The sequence below is a fragment of the Halalkalibaculum sp. DA3122 genome, from assembly GCF_043951865.1.
GTDB lineage: Bacteria > Bacteroidota > Rhodothermia > Balneolales > Balneolaceae > JAMQKA01.
On sequence record NZ_JBINJF010000013.1, the window covers coordinates 78,588 to 101,402 of the forward strand.

Genomic DNA, 22,815 nt, shown 5'->3' on the forward strand with positions numbered 1-22,815 from the left:
GGTGTTTAAAATCAGTCTGCCAGTTTTTTAGTTATCATTTCGCGAACCAACTGAGGATTTGCCTTGCCCTGGGAGCGCTGCATGACCTGGCCGATAAAGAAGCCGACAAGCCCCTTTTTGCCATTTTTATAACGCTCAACCTCATCCGGGTGATCATCAATGACCTCTTCGACGATCGGTTCAATAAAGCTGCTGTCCGAAACCTGCAGCAGGTTCATCTCCTTGGCCAGGTCCTCAGCCTCTGTATCCTCTTTGAGCATCTCGTTAAATATTTCGGTCATCGCCGAAGAATTTATCTTGTCATCTTCCCGGATCTGTATCAACCCGGAAAGTCGTTCTGCAGAAATCGGAAAATCACCGATATCAATGCTTCTGTCATTTAATACACGCAACACTTCGGTAAGAACTACATTCGAAACCGATTTCGGATTTCCCACCTTTTCCACCACCTTCTCATAATAATCCGCCAGGTAGCGGTCATCGGTCAGGTTCCGGGCATCCTCTTCACTCATGTCAAACTCTTCCACGAAACGCCGCATTCGCACATCCGGCATCTCGGGGAGTTCCGCACGTACCTCATCCAGCATGGCGTCGGTCACCACTACGGGCGGCAGATCGGGTTCCGGGAAGTAGCGATAGTCATGGGCTTCTTCCTTGGTTCGCATCTGGCGCGTCTTCATCTCATTCGCATCCCACAACAGGGTTTGCTGAACGACCTCTCCTCCTCGTTCCACAAGACGGATCTGTCGTTTGATTTCGTACTCCAGCGCCCGTTCAACATTCCGGAACGAGTTCATGTTCTTCAATTCGGTTCTCGTGCTCAGCTCCTTTTGGCCTTTGGGTCGAATCGAAACGTTCGCGTCACACCGCAGGCTTCCCTCCTCCATGTTGCCGTCACAAATTTCAAGATACTGCACAATTTGCTTAATGCGCGTCAGGTAGGCGTACGCCTCCTGCGGACTGCGAATGTCGGGCTCGGAGACGATCTCAATGAGCGGGGTCCCCGCCCTGTTCAGATCGATAAGCGTATTGTAGGGATCCTGGTCGTGAATCGACTTCCCGGCATCCTCTTCCATGTGGATGCGGGTGATCCCGATCCGTTTTGTCTGCCCGTTGACTTGTACATCCAGGTGCCCCTCGCTGCAGATCGGTGTTTCAAACTGCGAGATCTGGTATCCCTTGGGCAGATCCGGGTAAAAATAATTTTTACGGGCAAATATCGATTTTTTGGCAATGTCGCAGTTGGTAGCCATTCCCATTTTGATGGTATAGCGCACCAGGTTTTCATTTAGCACAGGGAGCGTTCCGGGATGTCCCAGACAGAGCGGGGTTACCTGAGTATTGGGCGTTCCACCGAATTCAGTGGAAACCGGTGCAAAGGCTTTACTTTCCGTTAAGAGCTGGCAGTGTACCTCGAGCCCGATAACGGCCTCGTACTTTTCGTGCAATTCTTCAGTCATGTATAAAAGGCCAAATGCTGATTTGTTCTGGATGTGAACAGATTAAAAAGATATTAAAGATCAGGGACATTTATTAATATTTTTCCCTTCGTTTGAACAGGTTGAGTATAAAAATTGCCAGACGTTGAAGCCAATTGTTTTTAATTGCAATTTTTGCATTACATTAAGTAGAGGGCTTTGCAAAACCGCTGTTTTGGCCAATATCGGTATTTCCGCGAAGGGACAACTAAAAACCAAGGGGCATGAGTTCCACACTAACCATTTACGAGGAGGACACCAACCTGTTGTGGGGGGTGCTTGTAGTCGGCACTACCGCCCTGGCTACCTATCTTTTGGGAGATGCCTTTGTAGATGAGGCCCTTTTTATTATTGGATTCCGCCAGCTGATGTCCCTGGTTCTGTTTATGATCGCCTTCATCGGCATCCTCAAAATTACCGACCCGCTTTACCGGTTCGAGCTGTCTGCCGAAGGCGACATGCTCACGATTGAGACCTACAAGGGGGAGCAGCCGGTCAAAAATTTTTACTACAATATGCGTGAATTTGAGGAGCTCAGGTTCGCACCGGAAGACTCCGAGTTGAACGATCAGGCATTATTTAATTTTTCCCCCACTTACCACCTGATATTCAAATCACACATCACCGGCCGTTTTGAGAAGCTGATCGACCTGGGCGATATTTCATTCACCCTCCGCGTGCCCGATATCGCCCGAATCATTCAGTTTATTCGCCGTCAGCATGCCGATATCAGGCTGCCGGAAGAGCAAGAAGCTTTTCTTAATAATTGAGTGAGTAATTTGTTGAATTGTTGATTTATCGAATTACAGAACCAGTTTCACGACTTAGTTACGCATCAACATTTCTAAATGCCATAAAGCTGTTGGGTAATGCAGTGTATGGCACCCTGGCCCCACACCAGGTCGGCGCATGGGATGCCCACCACCTCCCTTTCGGTGAAATATTGACCAAACAGTTCCAGGGCCTGCCGATCGAGCTGTTCATCGTATGTCGGTACCAGCACGACCCCGTTGGCTATATAAAAGTTGGCATAGCTGGCGGGCACATAGCTCGACCCGTCTACAGTGGTACCTTCAATAGCGGTACGCGGCAGCGGCAGGGTCTCGATTTTAAACCTGTTACCGTGCTGATCGGTGGCCCGTCGCAGTATCTCCAGGTTCTGCTGCGTGGCCTCATAATTAATATCCCCGGGATCCTCCGCTGTAACGGCCAATATGGTGGATTGATTTAAAAAACGGGCCAGGTCGTCGATATGTCCGTCGGTATCGTCGCCCGCCAACCCTTTTTGAAGCCATATTATTTTTTCCACTCCCAGGTAATCGCGGAGCTGCTCCTCAATCTGCCGGCAACTCATATGCGGATTCCGGTTTCGATTCAAGAGTACGGACTCGGTTGTCATCAGCACCCCGTTACCATTGACCTCGATGGCGCCCCCCTCCAGCACCATGTCAGCTTCAAAACGCTCAATACCGTATTTCCCGGCAATGTATGCAGGAAGCCGGTTATCATCTTCATATGGCGGGTATTTGCCACCCCAGGCGTTGTACCTCCAATCGGTAATCGCAAACTCTTCGGCTCCCGCTTTTTCCCGGCAAATAAAAATAGGGCCACAATCCCGGGCCCATACATCATTGATCGGCTGGATGTGGAACGTTATACGCTGCAGGTCAATCTTCCGCTTTTGGAAAAGCGCCAACACATGATCCCGAATCGCCTCATTCTCCACAAAAAGATGGATCGGCTCGTATTTGAGAAGTACCTCGATAACCTCAAGGTAAACCTGTTCCACCCTTTGCAGCCGCTCACCCGGCCAGGTTTGGGGGTTGGATGGCCAGTGCAGCTGCGTGGCTGCATGTGGATACCATTCGGGGGGCATCGTATAGTTCAAGGCTGAAGGCTTCAGGTCCAGGCTGTCAGTCAAGATACTGTATTCTTGGATATTAACGGAGACCACTTCTTTCGGCAATAATATAATCTGATCTTTTGGTAAGAGAAACATGGCTATACCACTTTCAAAGAGCCAGTTATCCCTTATCATATAAATCACATTACTTATAATTCCAGTGCGGTGCCCGGTCGTTGCCCGTCGTATAGGGTGCCACAAGAATATCGTTAAATTCTACACTGTAAATGTAGATGTGAGTATATCCGTCCATATATTTTGAGAACACAATCTTTGAGCCGTCAGGCGACCAAGAGGGTGAGCGCTCATTGCCATTTGAAAGTGTCAATTCCTGAACGCCTGTTCCGTCACTATTCATGACATGAATCTTACGGCTTGCATCTGGCAGATTGACCACATATGCAATTTTATCGCCGGCTGGCGACCACTCCGGGTCATATTCAGAAACATCATTGTCTGTAATCTGCATTTTATTCGTTCCATCCGGATTGATAGTATAAATGTCATATTTCCCATCTATGTATTCCTCGTAAACAATACTCGTCCCATCGGGGGACCAATCGGGATTAAATTCCCGGGCAGTGGCAGTATTGGTGATATTTTGCAAATTACTGCCGTCACTGTTCATAATATAGATGTCTGAGGGCTCATCAGAACTTCCTGATCTGGCTAATAGTATTCTGCTCCCATCCGGACTCCAGGTCGGCGCAGTATTATATCCTGAACTGGTAACCTGTTCTATGTTACTTCCATCTGAATCCATAACCAATATGTGTTTACCACCGCCTTTATTATTGCTAAACAGAATTCGTAACCCATCGGGCGAAATGGCCGGTTCGGCTTCATAGTAGTCTGTCGATTCGGTGATCCTTTCAACGGCAGACCCATCGCCATTTTGCTTGTAAAGTTCCCCGTAGTTGTGCCGGTCGGTGGCAAACACAATCTTCCCTCTCAGATCGTAGGTGCAATCGAGAGCAAAAGCGGTGAATCCCGCATTATCAGAATTATTCAACGTGACCGTTCTGGGATTTTCCCCTCCAGTGCGGCAGTTGGCGGCTATTCCCGACAGTTCTATCTGGACCTCATCATCATAGATTTCACTGTACTGCGCGTTGTCATTGACCTTAACAAACCGGTCATCTCTGCCGGTGACGGACAAGGTATATCCGTCTCCGTCAATCTGGGTGCCTATGGTTTCAATCGTCACCTCCAGGGTTTTGGGCTGCTGAACCGTAAAGTCGGGTCCGCGAACGGTGTATCCATCTACTGTTACCTCTACCGGACCCGTTGTAGCACCCTCGGGGACGATGGCCATCAACTCCGTTTCGGAGGCGGTCTCCAGAGCGGCTTCAATCCCGTTAAAAGTGACGCTGTTCTCCGATCTGACGCTGCTAAAGCCGCTGCCGGAAATCGTTACTGCTGTGCCTACCGGACCGGATTCGGGAGAAATACCGGTAATTTCGGGCAGAGTTACGGTGATCTCCTCACTCCTGGAATCCGTTGCCCCATCATCGTCGGCAACCGTGAGCTGAACGGTGTAAGTACCCGGCAGTTCGTAGTTCTTGGTAACGCTTGATTCAGCGCCGCCGGTCCCGTCCCCGAATTGCCATTCATAGCTGACGATCGACCCATCACTGTCAGAAGAACCGGTGGCATCGAAGAGGCAGCTCAGGTTGGTACATTCAGCCGTAAAACTTGCCACAGGCGGCTCATTGGGATCGCTGCAGTTTATATTGAAATCGGTAAATGTAGTACTGCTTTCCGTAATATCCACTGTACGCGGGTTCGGCAGCTCTTCACTAAGCTGGCAATTCGATGCAATGTCGGAGAGCTCCACCTGGTAGCTGCCCACATCGAGTTTATCATATATTATCGTGTCGTTGGTTTTAACCGACCGGTCATTACTCCCCTCCAGGCTTAAGAGATAGCCATCCGGATCCAGGCTAGAACCAGTGGTTGATATGTTAACCTCTAGCGACCCTGCCACCTCAACAGTAAACAGGGGGCCTTCGGCCGTCTGATTACCTACCGTCACATTTACCGGCCCGGTCGTGGCATCGCCCGGTACAACTGCAGCAAGCTCGGTCTCGGAAGCACTGTTCAGCTCGGCTCTCACACCGTTGAAGGTGACAATATTTTCAGAAGCGGTCGGGCTGAAACCGGTTCCGGAGATGGTCACTTCAGTGCCCATCGGTCCTGATTCGGGCGAAATCCCGGTAATTGCAAGGCCAGGCCCGGAGCAGTTCACGGTAAAAATTGTAGAAGCATTATCTGTTTCAAACACCACATTCCGCGGATTCGGCCCGTCTACAGCACAATTTTGAGCTATTCCAGACAGTTCTACCTGCACCTCTCCGGTCTGTATATCGGTATACTGAACTTCATCATTCAGACCCGCAGAACGGTCATCCCTGCCACTCACCGAAAGCGTATACCCGTCTTCATCAAGCTGCTCTCCGGAAGTCCGAACATACACGTCGAGGGTCCTGGACTGCTGCTTCTCAATAGTAAATATCGGGCCGACAGCCGTATCCTGTTTTACTATTACTGTTACTGATACAGGACCGGTCTGAGCCTCAAGAGGTACCTCCGTGGTAATCACGGTATCGGTGGCACTGATCACCGAGGCGGAAACCTGATCAAAGAACATCTCATTCCGGGCCGGATTTTCGTCAAAGCCTGTACCCACAACATCCACTGTATCGCCCGGACGACCCTGGCTCGGATTTATCCTGTCGATAGCCAGAAATACGCTCCTTGTGGTATCGACCGTAAAAGAGGGCCCCACAAGCGTGTCTCCCCTGGTTACTATTTTTACCGGGCCGGATTGGGCATCGAGAGGTACCCGCGTTTGGAGGACCGTATCACTCAAAGCATCAATTTGTGCAGGGGTTTCATTGAATAATACCACCTGGTCTGTCAGTTCACTCCCAAAACCGGTTCCACCGATAGTCACTTCTCCCCCATAGGGTGCTTCAGCCGGAATCACCGATTTAACAGCGGGGATGGATTTATTTGGAGCAACATTCGTCAGATCCTTGCATCCCGTTTTTATAAAAAGGAAAGCTGCAAACCCTGCAATGATATAAACTGTAATCTTTTTCATAATACCGGTACTTTTACTGAATTCAGCCGTTCCTGATGATCCTGTTTGCCTCTTCCGTTCGGTCTGCCTTGTGCAGGGCTTCAATCAGGTGCTCTTTGAGGATGTTGTTATCATTGTTATTGCTGTAGCGTGCCAACCAGCGATTGCATAGTTCGTCCAGCAGTTCGTTTTCGCGGCTTATCCTTATCAACCGGTGGTAAACTTCTTTATACTCATTATCCAGTGTCAGGGCGCGTTCATATGAAAGAATAGCGGCTTGAACCTTGCCCAGCTGTGCGTAGGCATTACCCAGCGCCAGATGCACCCCGGCCTCCTGTGCTCCGAGGCGGACGGCCTCCTCGAGAGACTGCATGCCGCGGTCCGGATCACCGTAGTCAATGGCTGTTTGGCCCCGGAACAGATATAGTTTGGGGCTGGAGGAGTATTCTGAGATCACATTTTCCAATATCTGTAAACATTCCTCCGAAGAAAACGATAAGCGCAGATAGGCATACCAGTCATCGATATAGTGCTCCAGGCGATCCAGGTCTCTTCGGATTTGAAGCACGGGCGGCATCCCCGCATGACCGCTGTTAAAAGTGCCGGCTGACAATTCCCGGGCTTCCTGCTGCTCGTTCTCATAGAGTCGGAGCATTTCAACGACGGCCTGTTCTGCTTTCTCGGCCCGTTCATCTTCTTCCATCTCCCCGGATCGGTATTTCAACTCGTAGAATTTCCCAATTCCCGAGTAGCCGCTTTCCTCAAGTTCCTCCAAGTATGCAAAGGCTTCCTCATTCTTTTTATCCTGAAGTAACAATTCGATCAATTTTACAACGGTCAGGGGCTCCCCGGCAAAATTATACGCTCGCCTGTACAGCTTCTGTGCCCGCTCGGTGTCTCCCGCTTCTTCAAACACAACCGCCGCTTCCGCCAGCAGATCCGCATCATCGGGCCACTGGTCTGTCATTTTTTGATAGACTTCAGCCGCAATTGCATAATTCTCGTCATACAGCCAGGTTCGCGCGGCCTGGATGGCATATTCCGGGTCCAGGGTTGCCGTGGCCAGCGAATCGTAAATTTGCCGGGCTTCCGGGTACTCCTGTATCAACAGGTGCGTCCGGGCCAGGTCTTCTGCCACGGCACGATCCTGCGGGAACGCCTGTCGCTGAAGCTTTAACACATTACGGCGGGCACCGAAATCATAGCGCTGTTCATTCATTTTCTTCAGCACTTCGTATAGCCTTTTTTCCCGGGGATGCCGGTCTATAAGCTTCTGCATAAAAAGGTTTCCCCGCCGCGCCTGGTTGGCCGCCATCAACGACTGGCCGTATATGACGGCATAGTTCAGATTTTCCGGGTCTGCCTGGTAAAGCTGTTGATAAGCCTCCACCATCTCGTCCAGCTCTCCCGCCCCCCTGTGGGCCTGTCCTTTCATAAACAGGGTGCGTTCGGCACCGGGGAATAATGTTGCAGTCTCCTCAAGCAGCTCAACGGCTTCTCCCCACCGTTCCTCTTGAAGTAAAATGTACGCCAGGTTGTTGTGAATATTCAGGCTGTCGGGGGAATATTGCCGGGCCTGTTCATAATCCTGCACAGCCTTATTGATCTGCCCCAATCCGTACGATTCATTAGCGCGGCGGTGGTAAAGATGTCCGAGGTACGCTCGTATCCGTTCCAGATGCAACCCATCTTTTTGCCGATCCAGATTCCGCTCCAAAATAGTTGCAATTTCACGGTAGACGGGGATCGCCTTCCGGTAATCGCTCCGGTAATATCCTTCTGCTTTCAACAGTAGCAGACGCAGGTGTTTGGGGGCCACTTTCAATCCCTCACGGGCCGTTTGTATTGTCTGATCAAATTGTTCGGCTCCCAGGTAGGCTGAGGCAAGATAGATATATGCATCAACTAACCTGGGGTTCTCATCAACAGCTCTCTTCAGCGGTCCGATGGCGTTCTCATAATCTCCATGTTCATAGTAGGACACCCCGTCGGAGAAACCCGCTCCTGCATACTGTGCCCGGGGAGCAGAAACGCATATAAACAGCAGTATCCAGGCCACAGCACCCAAAAAGGCAGGTTTCAATATCAATTTCGTACGTTTACCGGGGATTATAGTCATATCAAATTTACCTGGAGTTATTCTGGACTGCCTGGGTCGGTTTTGCCGTTCTGGCTTCGCGCCCCGAACGATCTACCGGGAACACCTTGTACCAGGTGCCGGCACTCCCATCTTGATCCACCCACTCAACGGTGTTACCGGCTGTTTCGCCGATCGTCTCATAGATACCGGTCGCCAAAGAAGACTTGTAGATGCGGTACCCGACCACCTGCTCATCGGTGGATTGCTCCCAGCGAAGCTGTACGCCCTCCTCCATCTCCATCGCCTGCAGGTTGCGGGCCGGCACCGGCGGTTGTAAGCGGCGTGCGTGCAGGGTGTCAACCGGGGCATCGATACTTTCATTGTCCATTGAATCCACAGCCGTAACCGAATACAGGTAGGTGTTCCCAAAATCAACCTCTTCATCCCTGAAGTACCGCTTTCCGCGCGGCAGCTCGGCCAGAAGAGTATCTGCCCTGGATTCCAGCGAGCGATATACACGGTAACGATTCACATCCGTGGAAGACGAGGCATTCCACCGGAGCCCCACCCGCCGCCCCTCTTCCATTTCGGCTTCTGCAAATGTGGGTGATTCCGGCGGGGTAAGGTCGGGGATCTGAAGTTCTGCATAAACCGTATCACTCGCATTTCCATTACTGCTGATGACGGAGATGCCGTACTGATAGACCGCGCCCTCCACAAATCGCTCACCTCCGACACCGTTGTCCAGCAATGTAGTATCGGATAACTGCTTCTTGTTTACCTGCGAAAAACTCTCTCCGCTGCGGGGATGGGTCTGGCGGCGCATTACGAAGTAGGTCCTCAGGTTTCCGGGAACGGCTCCGTGACTCCAGCTAAGCTGAACAGCACCTTCGTTGAATTCGGCCTCAAAGGTCTTTACCGGGTCTGGAACGCGATAATCGGTAATCAGCAGGTGGCCCGGGTTACTCCGGGGACCCTCGTTGCCGGCCGTATCGACAGCCGTTACCGAATACCGGTACTGGTTTCCCGGCTCAACCGTGGTATCCAGGTAGGCTGTTTCAAGTGCAGGGAGCAGCTCCCTGGTCAATCGCGTGTAGCTTTCCTGGTCGCCACGGGCGCGGTACAGGTGATAGCCCGCAAGATCCAGCTCGGTACTCACCGGCCAGGTTATATGGCTGTGGTAGTCGTCGGTGGCCTGCACCTTTACGTTCCGCACGATCGCCGGCGGACGGTTTTCAGATATCCGAATATTTACTCCATCGCTTGGCTCCGACATCCGGCCGGTAAAATCGACAGCGTGGATCGTAAAAGTATAGGTTTTGCCCAGCTCCGGGACCCGGAAGTTGTACTGAAACTCGGTATCTCCGCTTGTGCGTGCAATGAACTCATCATTCGCCCGCTGCAGGTTACCACGCCCCTCCTCACGGTAATAGATCTGAAACCGGATCACGTTCTTCGCTTCTTCGGTTCCGGAGGGAAGATAGTTCCACGTAAGCGCCACTTCGTCTGCATCATTGGCAACTGCAAGCTCCGAAGGCGGCGGGGGCACAACGGGCTGCAGCTCGGCACGTCCCTCGATCTGTTCGCCCGTGGGACGTTCCAGGTCGTCCACAATCTCAAAACGGTAGTACACCGTATCGCCGACCGGGGCCTCCTCATCGATGAATAACCGACCGACCGATTCGGCTACTTCCGGGATCGCAAAACTGGTAATAAGCCCGATATCAGAACTGTTGTGCAGGCGCAGGAATACGGCCTGTGGATCATCACGGCGGACCATTTCCCGGACTCGCGGGTACAGCGCACCCAGCCTCTTCTGAAATTCATAGCCGTCGGTCGCGGGAAAGCGGGGACTCTCGGTCAGTTTCTGCCAGTCCTGCCCGTCCACACTTCGATAAACATTGAACCCGTGAGAAAGCGGGATGGTCTGCCCGTGATAAACAAAGGCGCGACCGTCTTCGCGGGTAACGACATGAACATCTCCGCCGGGAGCGTTCTGTCCCTTCACTGAATCGACCCCCGTGGCAATTACCAGAAAAGGTATTAGTAGGAAATGAAGTTTTGAAAACATCGTAAGCTGGATATCTGGTTGAATCAATTAATAGGTTATCAGGAACCCGTTATATTGCTGCTGGACCGCCTGAATTAAATTTTGATACATATCGCTGAAGGTAACACTTTTTTGAGCGGTACGTTGCAGTCCCGCCCCGTTGGTTATCCGCACATGAACTGTAATGTAAGTGGGATCATCGACCTGGTCCCCGGACAGCGAAACAGACCCGGAAAGATCAAAGCTCCCCTGTTTGTTACCTGCATGTTCGTGCATATCGGTCCACCCCACCAGCGTATTCCATGAGAGATACCGGACGGAATACTCGACGGAAGCGATGCCCGATTCGGGATCTTCGAGATTCTCCAGGTCGATCTGCAGTTCTGAGTTCGATTGATTGTAGCTCAGGTCGATTGAAGGTGTCAACGGCCTGCTCCCGTCCAGGTTGATGGGTCCGGTAGCCCGGGTACCGGATTTTTTGCCTACCCCGTTGACGACCCGGTAACTGATATAGAATGTATCTCCCTCGGGAAGCTGGCTCCGGGGAATTGAGACGAACCGCTCCTGGTTGGTATGCGATATTCCCGACCAATAGAGTTCCCCGTTCTGTTCGGAGCTCCATGCAAAGTCAACGTTGCTGCCATCCGGCCAGCTCCTCAGGTCGGTTGCCCCGGGAGAGGTGCCCAGGGCATACTGGATGCCTTCCAGGTCGGTTTCGGGATCATAAGGCAGTTCCACCAGGTAGAGCTTGACGTCGAAAGGATCAACCTTTGCCTGCATCTTGCCGCCGACGGGTGAGGTGGGATCTTTGGCTATGTTGGGACCGAGCGTGCGCACCTCGCTGGCATTGCCTGCATAATCTTTTGCGCGGACGTGTATATAGATTCCGGTTTCAAAATCCTCCAGCAGTGAACCCGGAAGATCGCCCGAGTATTCAAGATGGGTCCCCTCGGTTGTTTTGACCCGAACATCTTCAAAATCCTCAAGCGGTACCTCCTCCGATGTGGAAACGACATATTCATAATGGGAAACCCCGGACTGATCATCCGATGAAGCCGTCCAGCTTCGCTCAATTTCGGGTGTTGCCGAGTAGGTCCAGTCATTAAGCAGTTCCGGATCAGTATCAAGAGCAGGCACCGATTCCAGGACCGGATCGACCGGCGTTGAGTACCCCATCGCATAGGACATCTGCTGCATGGGCACAGCCACGTAGGCCAGCCCCGGTTTACCCGGCGCTTCCCCGTCATAGATTACGGGAGTGCTGCTCTCCATAACCCGACTGGTCATTCCAGCCCCGTTCGTCACCCGAACGCTCACATAGTATTCCTGTCCAGGCGTCATATTAATCATCCTGGTCTGCCCGATCATTTCCGATGTTGGCACATATGAAAGGAAATTGCGGGTGCCCTGCAGTTCGGTCCACGCAATAACATCGGTGCCCCCTTTGCTGCTGCCCACCGCGTACTCGTAAGTGGCAATCCCGCTCTCCGGATCATGGGCCTGGATGTGGAGATCGATGGCAGTTGGTTCATTCGTCCAGTATTCATCGACCTCAACGGGAGCCGTCATATTTATGGGACCGAATTGCGTTTGGGTGGTGACCTGCTGATACCGCGTAGTGGTATTCTTCTCGTAAAACGAACTCAGCCAGAGTACGGGTCTGTCCGGCGAACTCACACTGTTGGAAAGTACAGAACTTCCCGGGCTTACCGATTGTCCGCCCGGTCCCACATCCACGTAAAAGGTGGCCCGCCGGATAGCCGTGTTGCCGGCCAGTCCCCGCACCCGTACTCCGACATTCATCCTCCTCGTGTTGGACATCTGTAGCTCCGCCGGTGATGGATTGCTTCCCCTGGGATGCGTCCGCTTGTATGGATATTGTGTGATCGAGGTATTACTTCCAACCGACAGGTAATCGTGATACCCGACCGAAATATCGGTGTCTTCCTCAAACTCTTTCACATCGATACTGTTTTCGACGATGCCCGCCGGATGGGTGGCATTCCAGCTTATGTCCGTCTCATTAAAGAATGTGTTCACGCCGGAATAAGAAGGTCGTTCCGGGTCGGCTGTAATGCCCGTTATCTGGGGCGGTACCAGTTCATCAGAGAGCCCCTGCAAGCGCTGCTGGTAGTCAACGGACGATGTCGTATCCTGCACGGCCCCCTCTGTTACAACCTCTACACTTTGGCGCCATCCCAGGTAGTTGTCAATCATATTGTAAAGGATGGAAGTGAGGTTCGCCTTGTTGCTGTAAAATTGATCGGCCAGGTCGGTGACCTGTTTCAACGGGTCAAGCAGGCTGTTTTCCAGCTGGCTATGGGCGGGCACCACATCGTTGATCACTCTCCTGGATGTCTGATTGGTGTAATCCTGCAATCCCAGGTCGTGCATATCATACCAGAAACGATTATTCATCACGGCCACCGAATCTCTGACACAATCCAGGGAGCCATCAGTACAGCTGGGATTCTCAAGTTCATTGAAAACAGTCAGCATCTCCTGTGGTGCTACATATGGATCATTCACAGCAGGAATTGACGATGTAAAAGTCGAATCCTTAAAACGGGAGATGGCATGGGCCCGCTGTACAGTCCGATAAACTTCGTTCATGTAAGCATTCGTATTACTATTCCGATTAGCCAGTGCACTGTTGAAGCCGTTGTTCAGCTGCTGGATGCCGCTCTGGATCTGGCCGCTCTGCTGCTGCACTGTTGAATGAAGGTTGCTTGCCCAGTCCCACTCCAGCCAGTGCTTGTTGGCCTCCATCGCGTAGTACTCCTGAAGCAACCTGATGACATGAGCATACTCTTGCGTCAGCCTGTTTACCCCGGGGGTAACCGTCAAATTATTCTCAGCAATTGACCCCTCCACCCTGGTATCCAACAGGGAGTGCATCTCCTGCAGGCTGGCCTCGACGTCGGCGATGCTTGCACGAAACTGGTTATCCATCTCCTCAATCTGATTCCTCAACTCCTCTGTACTCTGCGCCTGTTCTGATGCGACAGTTTCATCAACCCGGAAGGAGGGCGATTCGGATACATTTGCAGACGGAACGGGCTTGTAAACATTGGACACCGGGGACTGGGTCATGGTGGTCATCATACTGTCAAAAGCACTTTCTGCCATCTCGCGGTACTCAATGGATGTTTGCAACCCCTCATCCAGTAAACCGGTCACATCATCAGACATATCTTCCACATCGGCAAAATAATTGACCAGTACAAACCGGGAGTCTTCCGGAGACAAGATGTATTCAACCAGGCCATTATGTGTACGGTCTGCCTTCATTACCGTGTTCATCATTTGCTGGAGCTGTGAAGGCGGAGAATAAGAACGACTGCTGCTTCCATAAGGACTGGTCTCCACATCATTCAGTATTCTTGTCACTGCGATGTCTCGCACGGCTTTACTCTGGGAATAAAAATTTCTCCCGGCGTCACGCACATCAGAGGTACTCACGCCTAAGCCGGCAAATCCCGGCGGCTCCTGGAGAGCGGCCTTGGCGGCAGCGATCTGGTTTTTCATATCCTCAATCTTCTGGCGGAACCGGTCCCGCTGATCCTGGGCCTGGGCTATCAGATCATTATGGCTGCCTTTTCCGAATCCCGCATCTATCCCATTATCCGCGACTGATGCCCATGCTGATACACAGGCTTCATCGACCAACAGATCTACACATCCTTTGACAGCGGCATAAATTTCAAAACCTGATGGAGATTTCGTCACAAAAGCACCTTTTGCATCTGCGGTAATACAGACGCCCAGGCAAGCCTCGGCACTGAACACCACATACGCCCCGAACGGCAGGCTGAAGTCGGGGTCATCGAGCAGCCAGACAGAACCGGTCACATCACTTTTGACAGAGATAAGCGGCACACCGACGTTAAACCCTACCCCAACTTCCAGAAGGAAGCCCTGCTGGGCAGCCAGGAACTCCCCGTCGCCCTCCAGCATATCACCCAAGATGCCAAACTCAGCATTCCCGATAATGCCCCAGACCACCTCATCATCCGTCTCCCGCAGGAAGTACTCGATATTTCCCTCCCCGGAAACAGTTCCAGGTACCTCCAATGCTATTCCGATATCTCCCAGTATATAAAACGGATCTCTCTGCATCGATATATACATCTCTCCCTGGACAAGCGCGCTGGCAGTCCCCTCGCCGTCCATCTGCAGCACATTGCCACGTGCATCCATGTAGAAGCCCTGGTTCGTAATCTGGAAAAAAGTTTGTCCCTCTACCACATACTGGTTGCCACTGCCGGCGATGCCGATATCGGCATAGAGCATGACTGCAAAGTCCACGTCATCGGCCGCGGGCATCGCATTTTCGTTGACCAGCTCATGACCAAAGCCGCCTATGGCCGTACTGACCAGGTCCAGGTCGGCCTGGTCGGGTTTCCAGAAGAATCCGCCTCCCGCGCCGTTCAGATCGATAATGCCGGGAACAATAGGGATTCCTACGTCAGCCTGTACAGCAACGAAAAGACCGTAGCTGGTTTCCCCGTCGATGTTAGCAAACTTGCCGGCTACGGCAGCCCCGGCGGTACTCCCCCCGATATCGAAGGTACCAGTGGCGGCGGCACGCAGCAGAAAGTCGTTGCCGTCCTGCAGGTAGTTGAGGCTGGCGTTCATCGTAAAGAAATCATCGATGCTGACGTTAAAATCTTCAATGTAGAGCTCGCGTTCGCCGCCAACCGTTTCATAGAAATAGATACTGTGCACGCCCCCGGTGAACCCACCCGATTCGCTATTGGCATTGGCGCTGATCGACAATTCCAGGGCCGGGTTGGCACTCTGGCTTCCGGTATCTGCCGGACAGGGACCGAAGCAGAGCAGTTCGACTACATTTTTTGTGGTCGTTTGTACATCCTGGGCCCCGCCGTCCAGCTCGTCCGGACTTTTGGGAGACGCGTCGGCCATCGTAATTTCTTTGCCGTTGGGCGTGGACTCATACAGGAACTGGCCTATCGTCAGCGTGCCGATTCCCTCCATGTCGATAGAGCCGGAACCATCCAGGTTGCCGACATCCTCTACCCCGTTGTGGCTGACGGTAAACCCGCTGTAGCCCAGGTTGGCCGACATCTGGTCGAGGTTGATATCCGCCTGCCCGTTCAGGGTGATTTCAAAACCATCCTGTGTGGATGCGATCTGATCGAAGGCGATGTTGACGGAAAAAAAGCTGAAATCGAATGCAAAGGATACGTTGCCGGTCGCATTGTACTGCACCATGGGCAACTGTCCCGGAGAGAAACCGAGCCCGGGATTATTTGGAAAATTACCGCTCTCACCGAAATAGATGATCGGATCCACCTCGTCAGCCTCGTACAGCTCCCCGTTGGCATATACCCCGGACTGCTGCCAGTCGTACGGATCGATATCGGCAGCGACCTGTGTCAGCTTAAAATGCCCAAAATCACCGAGTGCGAACTCTTCATCCAGGCTAAACGCCGGTTCAGATGCCTCAACCTGTACCTGGCCCTGCCCGTCGCGGTAGATACTGATGGTTGATGTGGAGGTCTGATCCACGGGAGCCGGAAGCGTAATGGCCAACTCGGTATCGAGCCGCAGCCCGGCGCTGTTGGAAAGCGTCATTGAGTTTATGACCAGGTGATCGTCGATAAGCGTTATCGCATCCGACTGTATCTGCCCGAAGTCGAACTGCCCGTCAGTATCGATCACAAGGTTTTGATAATCGATATCCTTTTCCAGGAAGGTGAGTGTCCCGGATGAAGAACTCAGCGCCACTGCCCGGCCTGTGATTGTTACCGAGGGAGCGATGATATTCCCGGACAGCGCTCCTTCGAACAATGTAAACTGCTGATCTGCAAGCGTTCCCACCGACTGACCCAGCGCAAAATGCAGCGAGGGACTGGAACTCCAGTCGTTGACCCCCACTTCCAGGTCCTGCACGCTCACATCGAGCGGTTCGCCGAGTACATCTTCCAGGGAGACCGTCCCGTTCAGCACCAGGTAAAATGAGTCCTCATCGGTCTCAAGCCCTATCCCATCGTGCGCATTGGGCGAAAGCGTAACGGCTCCCATCGTCATCTCCCGGATGGTATTGCCCGGATCCAGGTAAAAATCCCATCCGGCACTCGACCAAGAGGCGTTGAAGAACACCGGCTCATCGCCGGCATTAAGATCCATGATCAAACTGCTGCTCAGCGTTCCCGACAGGGCTACACTGTTTGAACTTCCAAATGTAGCTTCCACACCCAGCAAGGAGGCCTCAAAAACATCGGACTCATTGCTGCCGGAGACCGAACCGGAATGCGAATAGGTGTACAGTGGTGTAAGCCCGCCCTGATAGGAGGTCCGGTAGTCGCCCAGGCTCACAGATCCCGATTCGATTCCACCGGAATTTATCGTGGCATTGACGAGGGCCTCATGTTCCTGCAGCACGCCGGGCAGTTCCAGTGCCAGGCCGGCCTTCAGCTCGGGACCGTTTCCGTCATCCGTTATTTCGAGTTCCCGGAGGCTCAACGGAAGATCCAGGCTGGATGCCAGCGAAGTTTCGCTCTGAAGCGTCAGGGCTCCGCCGGTGATATGATAAGCATCATCAGTTGTGAGACTGAATTCGACGTTCACCTCGGTGGGATTGTCAGATTGATCAGGGAGAGCAGGAATCACGACCGGCAGCGGCTGGCCGTTGGTACTGATGGTATATCCGCCGCTTTGGTTGGACGTGAGATCTACCAGAAGACTGTCGTTTTGGTCTTTGATATCCACATAGGCGATATCCTCGGTGGGCAGCGGGATGCGTGAGGGCAACAAGGCCAACACTTGTGACCCGAGGTTGAAGCCTGAATCATCCAGGATAGCCAGCGGATCAACCGCCTGCCCCTGGTCCGAGTCATCATAAAATTCGGCACTTCCGCTGTTTACGGAAAACCCGCCGACGTTAAGGGTGAACCCGTTCACCAGCTCGGCCCGAAGCGAAGCGTATTCCTGTCCGCTGAAGAGAATCGTAGCTATAGAGGTCCCGGAAAAGGTCAGCCCGGCCGGATTCAGTTCCATATCGGCATTCAGGTCCATGCGGATGGCGTTGTCGGCCGGCAGCTGGGAAGTGGTATCCACCAAACTAAATGAGAACGGTGAGAGGCCGATCTCTGCCGCAAAATCGGAATCGATAGTGGCGGAGCCTCCCTCGACAACAAACGGATCAAATCCCATCAGCAAGTTGTTGAACTGCACATTGGCCTGGACGCCGTCCGAAGTAAGGTTACCGCCGCCCTGAATGCTAAGTCCGTTGGCATCCAGTGTGGCCTGGTTGACGGTGAAATTCAACATCGGATCATCTGAGGCGAAAGGCAGGTTCAATGCAAACGGCTGTGTGATATCGACCGAGCCGCCGCTGATTTCACCGGTAATAAGGTCAAGAGTGAGAAGTCCACTCGCGGTGATCGGGGAGCCATCGTTCGGGGCGGGTAGCGTAAGATCCACGCCGCCGTCCAGTTCCGCCCGCTGGGAATTCGCGGACACAGAGAATATGAGATCAGCCGTCGAAACCGAAAGCTTTGCCGGACCGATCTCCACGTATCCACAGGGCTGTACGCCGCTGATGGTTCCTTCAAAATACTTGCTTTCCACCAGGGCCAGCGTAAATGAGGGATCCTCAACACAGGCGTCCGGATCGTCCCCGGTAAACGCCGGCAGATTCCCCAGCTCGGCATCCACCCGGATATCGACGAGCTGCTGGTCCTGGTCCCGGCTGAGCGAGCCGAAAATTTCGCTGATCATCAGCGTGGGTGAGTCGGGCATCCCTCCTATCAATGGGATTTCCGCCCCGCCTAACGGCTGGAAGGGCGCCACCGAACCGGTAAAAAATCCGTCATCCATGGAAACGCCCGTGAACGTAAGGCCGTCCGGTGGATTCAGTCCCGTGCCCTCAAACTCCGGCAGTTCCACTTCGAAGTCCATACTCACATCAGGATTGAATGCAACGCCCTGGCTCCAGTCGAAGGTAAAGGTGGAAGCCGTTTCAAATCCGAGCGGCTTGAAGCTGAAGCCGGCCAGTGAAATTGCAGGGAGATCCAGCCCCGGGATGCTGCTCTCATCGATATCCTGCGGCGGCAGGTGAATACCGGTATTGCGGAGCTCCAGGCCCAGCAGGGGAAATACAAACTCGTCCCCGGTGGCGGGCTGAATGCGCAGTCCGGCATCCAGGGCAATGGCAAACTCAAATCCGTTGGCCCGGGTGTACCCAAATTGCGGCAGTGACTCGATCGAGTCGAGCTGCAGGCCGAATACCCCGAAATCGAGCTCTGCATCCGCTCCAAAGTCATCGGGCACAAAATTGGTGACATTAAAGGTCCCGGGCGTCAGGCGGATACCAATATCCGCGCCGGTGCTAAATCCGGACTCGGTATCTATTTCCAGGCCTCCAGTCAGATCCAGGTCATAGGCCGGCGAAGTAGCCCCCTCCTGCAGTGAGAAGGTCCCGCTCACCGCATCCACCATCAGCATTGCCTGGCCGCCAGGCAGCAGCGGTACCTGTGCTCCCATGCCCGACAGGTTCAGACTGGCCTGCAGGGCTCCATCACTTTGGATATAAAAGGCTGCCTGCTGGTCGTGCGGCAGATCACTTTCAAACAGGTGCAGATCGCCGAGCAGGTAGAGGGCGGTCAACGGACTGCCATCCACTACCCGGCTGCCGAAATAGAGTTGTCGCAGGGTCAGTGGAACGTTCCGGTTCTTCATCTGCAGGTTCGGATCCCCCACAGGTACATCAGCGATAATAGCCCCTTCCAAAACTTCGGGATTGGTCGGGTCGGCGGAAATAACCACGTTGTCAAGCGTAATATTCGACAACACGGGGGGATTGGCGTTATTCAAGAACGGGGCCACGAGTGAAAGCGGTGTATTGGGTTTGGTGGAAAGAACGTAGTTCCCTTCACTGTTTTCCACGGCATCAACCAGCAGGCTGTCACCCTCCCTGAGCCGGAGGTAGGCGATATCTTCCGTAGGCAGCGGAAGGAGGTCGGGAATGATCATATCGGCGAAAAACCCGGGAACGGGATGAAAACCGTCGGGGTCTGCGTAGGCGAATCGGCTGCCGTCCACCATGAAATCGGCACGGCCGCTGCCGACTTTGAAAGGATACAGCTGAAATGCGAACTCATCCGAAAATTCAACCGTAGCCAGTTCATCATACTGCCGACCGTCAAAAATGACCGCCGCATTTGCCGTACCCGTAGCATGGACCCCGGCCGAATCCAGCGTTACCTGCCCGCCCAGCTCCATAAACAGGCCCGGATCTTCCGTTAAAGCAGTATCAGCATCAACCGCCCTGAAATTCAGTGACTGCGTACCGGCATCGATTCCCGCAATCATCCCGAACGATTCATCAAAAATTACCCGTCCCCCGGTGAGCCTCAGGGTCTCCAGATCGATCAGCAGATTATCAAAGGTGGTCCCAATCCGGGTTCCCGATTCAAGCAGAAACTGCTGGCGGCCGTCTATTAAAAAACCATTTTCATCGATCCGGGCGCTGTTGACCAGGAATGTAAGGACAGGATCTTCGCCCGGTATCTGCCATTCGAAGGGATCATTGATGTTAAAGGACACCGATTCAAACTCACCGGTCAACAGGTTGAGACCAAACGAACCCTGTACCCGCTGGCCGCCGGGTAATTCCAGTTCCGCCGAGGCTTGCATGGTCGCCTCCCTGTCAGCCCCAGGTGTGTGGGAGAAAGTAATATCGGAGTCGGTAACCCGGGCCGTAAATGGACCGATGGCGACATCACATCCGGGAATAACATTTTCCAGCGTGCCGTTGAATCCTGTTGTGAATGAGAACTTTTGTTCTCCAAGCGGAGTAGAATCACCGGTATCACAGGTAAACGGGCGTCCCAGGCTGATACTCCCGCCCAAATCCAGCCGGCCTATCGGTTCAAAACTGTCGTCTTCATGATATTCTACGCCAAAGCGCCCTGAGAGCTCATCGATATTCAGCGCGTGGCCAGTGCCGAAATCTGCCGAACAGCCCGAAAAACTATTTACACCGACTTCCCCGAAGACCAGCATATCCTGCACGTGTCCCCCGGTCAGTTCCATCGTTTCTCCCCGGATGCACTCGGGATACCTGCTGTCATTGGGCACTGAAACCTCCCCGCTGAATGCAAGCTCCCAGGGGCCGGGCCCGGTTTTATCCCACTCAAACAGTGGAAACGTAAATTCGCGCATCAGTAACGACTGCAGCCTTACCCGGTAGTCGTGGATATCGTATTCCGGCAGTGAAAACGGCCCGTCTTCAAATGCATACTTGTTAAAATGGATCCCCTCGTTATCAACCCTAATATCTTCCAATTCAGTTGATTTCCAGGCATCAAATGCGGGTATTTCAACTTTGGCACCCAGCAGAAGTTCGAAATCCCAGTCCTGGTTTGCCGGGTCGTATGAAAGATGTTCCAGTTCGGTTTGTGTCAGCTCAAGCTGAATGAACCCAAGGTCGATACGCGGCTGAACGGCACTGCACTTCCGCTGCCCGGGAATGATGGCAAGGCCCGTTTCTGAATCTGCGGTGATGATGGCATCGGTTCCGCAGGTCTCACCACCTTCAGTAAGCAACCCCGCCGTGGCGTCCAGTTTGAGGTGGTAGTCCAGCTCATCATCCTGGGGACGGGCATCAACCGTGCCCGATATCCTGTTTACATCCAGGCTGACGGCGTCACTTGCACGGGCCAGCGGAACGGCGAAAGGGGTTTCGCAGCGGAACATCGTGGAGATCCTGTCATCCAGGAAAGCAAAGTTGTTGATTTCGCAGCCCGTATCCTGTCCAAATACGCGCAATGCCCCTTTACCCGAAACGGTACCCTCCGGGAATGCCGCTGTCATCTCGGTAATCTCAATTTCCGCCAAGTCCTCATTGACTGTAAACAGCGGCTCTCCCGATGCGCGAACGGTACCGCTGGCCCGGGTTGCCGTCAGATTGAGTGTACCTTGCGCCCGGTAGCTTTGCCCACTATAGTCGGACAGCGTGGCAGTAGCGGTGACTCCTTCCCCAAATCTCCATATGATTTCATCCAGTTCGGTGAGCTCGCTGGAGTTGCCGGGAATGGACGCAACCTGTCCGGCATCTCCCCGCAGCGACCCGCCCATAAGCACCGGGTTGGAAAGGGATTGTTTCTGCAGGCGCAGGTTATCGACCTGTACCCGGAGCTGCCCTGCTTCAGAATTAATAAAATTGAGCTCCAGAGTCGCCCTGCCGTTAAGCACGTAGGAGTCGGCTGCCTCGGTCACCTCCAGCTGGCCCAGGTTGACCAGTCGTGCAAATTCCGGCACCAGCGGAACCTGGTCAAGCTGCCGAATATCAGAAATCAACTCATCTCCGGCATCTTTTTTATAAGTGAAAGTTTGGAATTCGCTTTGCCCGTCATTTTTAATCGGAAGTGTGCCGTCGACAGTGTTCGCTGTTACCTGCCAGGCATATTCACTGCCCTCTTCAAGCGGCAGATATTCGGGGGTATAGATCAACGTATTCTGATCTATTACTGATTGCCGGGCATGTGCCCTGTTGCTGTTCAGCGCCTGTAGCGGCGTCTGACTCTCCAGCACCTCAACGAGCAGAAAATCATACTGTACCGCGTATTGCCGGAGCCCCTGCAGGGATGTCCAGTTGAATACCGGTGTTTCCAGCGTCAAATTGGATTCGTTGGATGGATTAATGAGCATAGGCGGCTGCGGGTAGCGAACCATAAATGGCGTCATGGACTGTGGAGAACTGATCATGCCCGCACCCTCTTCCGGTACCGCCTCCACATACAAGACATAGTTGCCTTCGGGGATGGTCCCCTCCTGGAGGACCTGCTGCTTCAGCCGGCTGTCCACCTGTTCCATTGTTTTATTAAACGACTGGGGGAAAGGAAGCTCGTCAAATACAGATGTAAACACATATGCCCCGGGCCGAAAACTTTCGGGCTCGGATGTGACCTCCAGGATCTCATCTCCCCCTTTGGTTACCCTGAATTTAAACCGGAAGTCAACAGCAACAGAATTGTTGTTATTGTAGGTAAAAACAAGCTGGTAGCGTCCGTTGCGAAAATTTTGTTCAAACTGGTCGGTAAACGGTGCGTCCACCACGCTGGGAATACCCGTCACATTAATATTCACCATGCCCTGACCCGCGGCCGACCCGAACAGGCCTCCAAGCCCCAGGATAAACACGGCTATAACAGCTATACCTGCGAAACATCTCAACTTTATAAATCTTGT

7 protein-coding genes are annotated in these 22,815 nt (G+C 53.1%); 1 reads left to right on the top strand and 6 read right to left on the bottom strand.

Going from position 1 to position 22,815, the window contains the following annotated elements; all coding sequences use genetic code 11:
* Positions 1 to 11: 11 nt before the first annotated feature.
* Positions 12 to 1,460 (bottom strand): Asp-tRNA(Asn)/Glu-tRNA(Gln) amidotransferase subunit GatB, encoded by a 1,449-nt coding sequence (gene gatB / locus ACG2F4_RS10600; protein ID WP_395260546.1) that lies wholly within the window; start codon positions 1,458 to 1,460, stop codon positions 12 to 14.
* Between the two features lie 242 nt (positions 1,461 to 1,702).
* Here gatB and ACG2F4_RS10605 point away from each other — a divergent pair, with 242 nt between their 5' ends.
* The gene (locus tag ACG2F4_RS10605; protein WP_395260548.1) at positions 1,703 to 2,248 is read left to right on the top strand and encodes a hypothetical protein; all 546 of its coding nucleotides are present in this window, start codon (positions 1,703 to 1,705) and stop codon (positions 2,246 to 2,248) included.
* Positions 2,249 to 2,322: 74 nt separating this feature from the next.
* On the opposite strand, the gene ACG2F4_RS10610 is transcribed toward ACG2F4_RS10605, so the two are convergent.
* The 5 genes from ACG2F4_RS10610 to ACG2F4_RS10630 are packed head-to-tail and all read right to left on the bottom strand — an operon-like array spanning position 2,323 to position 22,800.
* A complete protein-coding gene (locus ACG2F4_RS10610; RefSeq protein ID WP_395260551.1) occupies positions 2,323 to 3,477 on the bottom strand; it encodes an agmatine/peptidylarginine deiminase in 1,155 nt (384 codons plus the stop codon).
* A gap of 49 nt (positions 3,478 to 3,526) precedes the next feature.
* Positions 3,527 to 6,487, bottom strand: coding sequence for an IPT/TIG domain-containing protein (locus ACG2F4_RS10615; protein WP_395260552.1), 2,961 nt, complete (start codon positions 6,485 to 6,487; stop codon positions 3,527 to 3,529).
* A gap of 22 nt (positions 6,488 to 6,509) precedes the next feature.
* Positions 6,510 to 8,555, bottom strand: coding sequence for a tetratricopeptide repeat protein (locus ACG2F4_RS10620; RefSeq protein ID WP_395260555.1), 2,046 nt, complete (start codon positions 8,553 to 8,555; stop codon positions 6,510 to 6,512).
* Between the two features lie 37 nt (positions 8,556 to 8,592).
* On the bottom strand, positions 8,593 to 10,617 hold the full coding sequence (locus tag ACG2F4_RS10625; protein WP_395260557.1) for a fibronectin type III domain-containing protein: 2,025 nt from the start codon (positions 10,615 to 10,617) through the stop codon (positions 8,593 to 8,595).
* Between the two features lie 27 nt (positions 10,618 to 10,644).
* Positions 10,645 to 22,800 (bottom strand): hypothetical protein, encoded by a 12,156-nt coding sequence (locus tag ACG2F4_RS10630; RefSeq protein WP_395260558.1) that lies wholly within the window; start codon positions 22,798 to 22,800, stop codon positions 10,645 to 10,647.
* Between the last annotated feature and the right edge of the window lie 15 nt (positions 22,801 to 22,815).

Bases quoted from the DNA above. Each gene is read 5' to 3' on its own strand.
- ACG2F4_RS10615 (WP_395260552.1), bottom strand. From the start codon at position 6,487: ATGAAAAAGATTACAGTTTATATCATTGCAGGGTTTGCAGCTTTCCTT.
- ACG2F4_RS10610 (WP_395260551.1), bottom strand. From the start codon at position 3,477: ATGTTTCTCTTACCAAAAGATCAGATTATATTATTGCCGAAAGAAGTG.
- ACG2F4_RS10605 (WP_395260548.1), top strand. From the start codon at position 1,703: ATGAGTTCCACACTAACCATTTACGAGGAGGACACCAACCTGTTGTGG.
- gatB (WP_395260546.1), bottom strand. From the start codon at position 1,460: ATGACTGAAGAATTGCACGAAAAGTACGAGGCCGTTATCGGGCTCGAG.
- ACG2F4_RS10625 (WP_395260557.1), bottom strand. From the start codon at position 10,617: ATGTTTTCAAAACTTCATTTCCTACTAATACCTTTTCTGGTAATTGCC.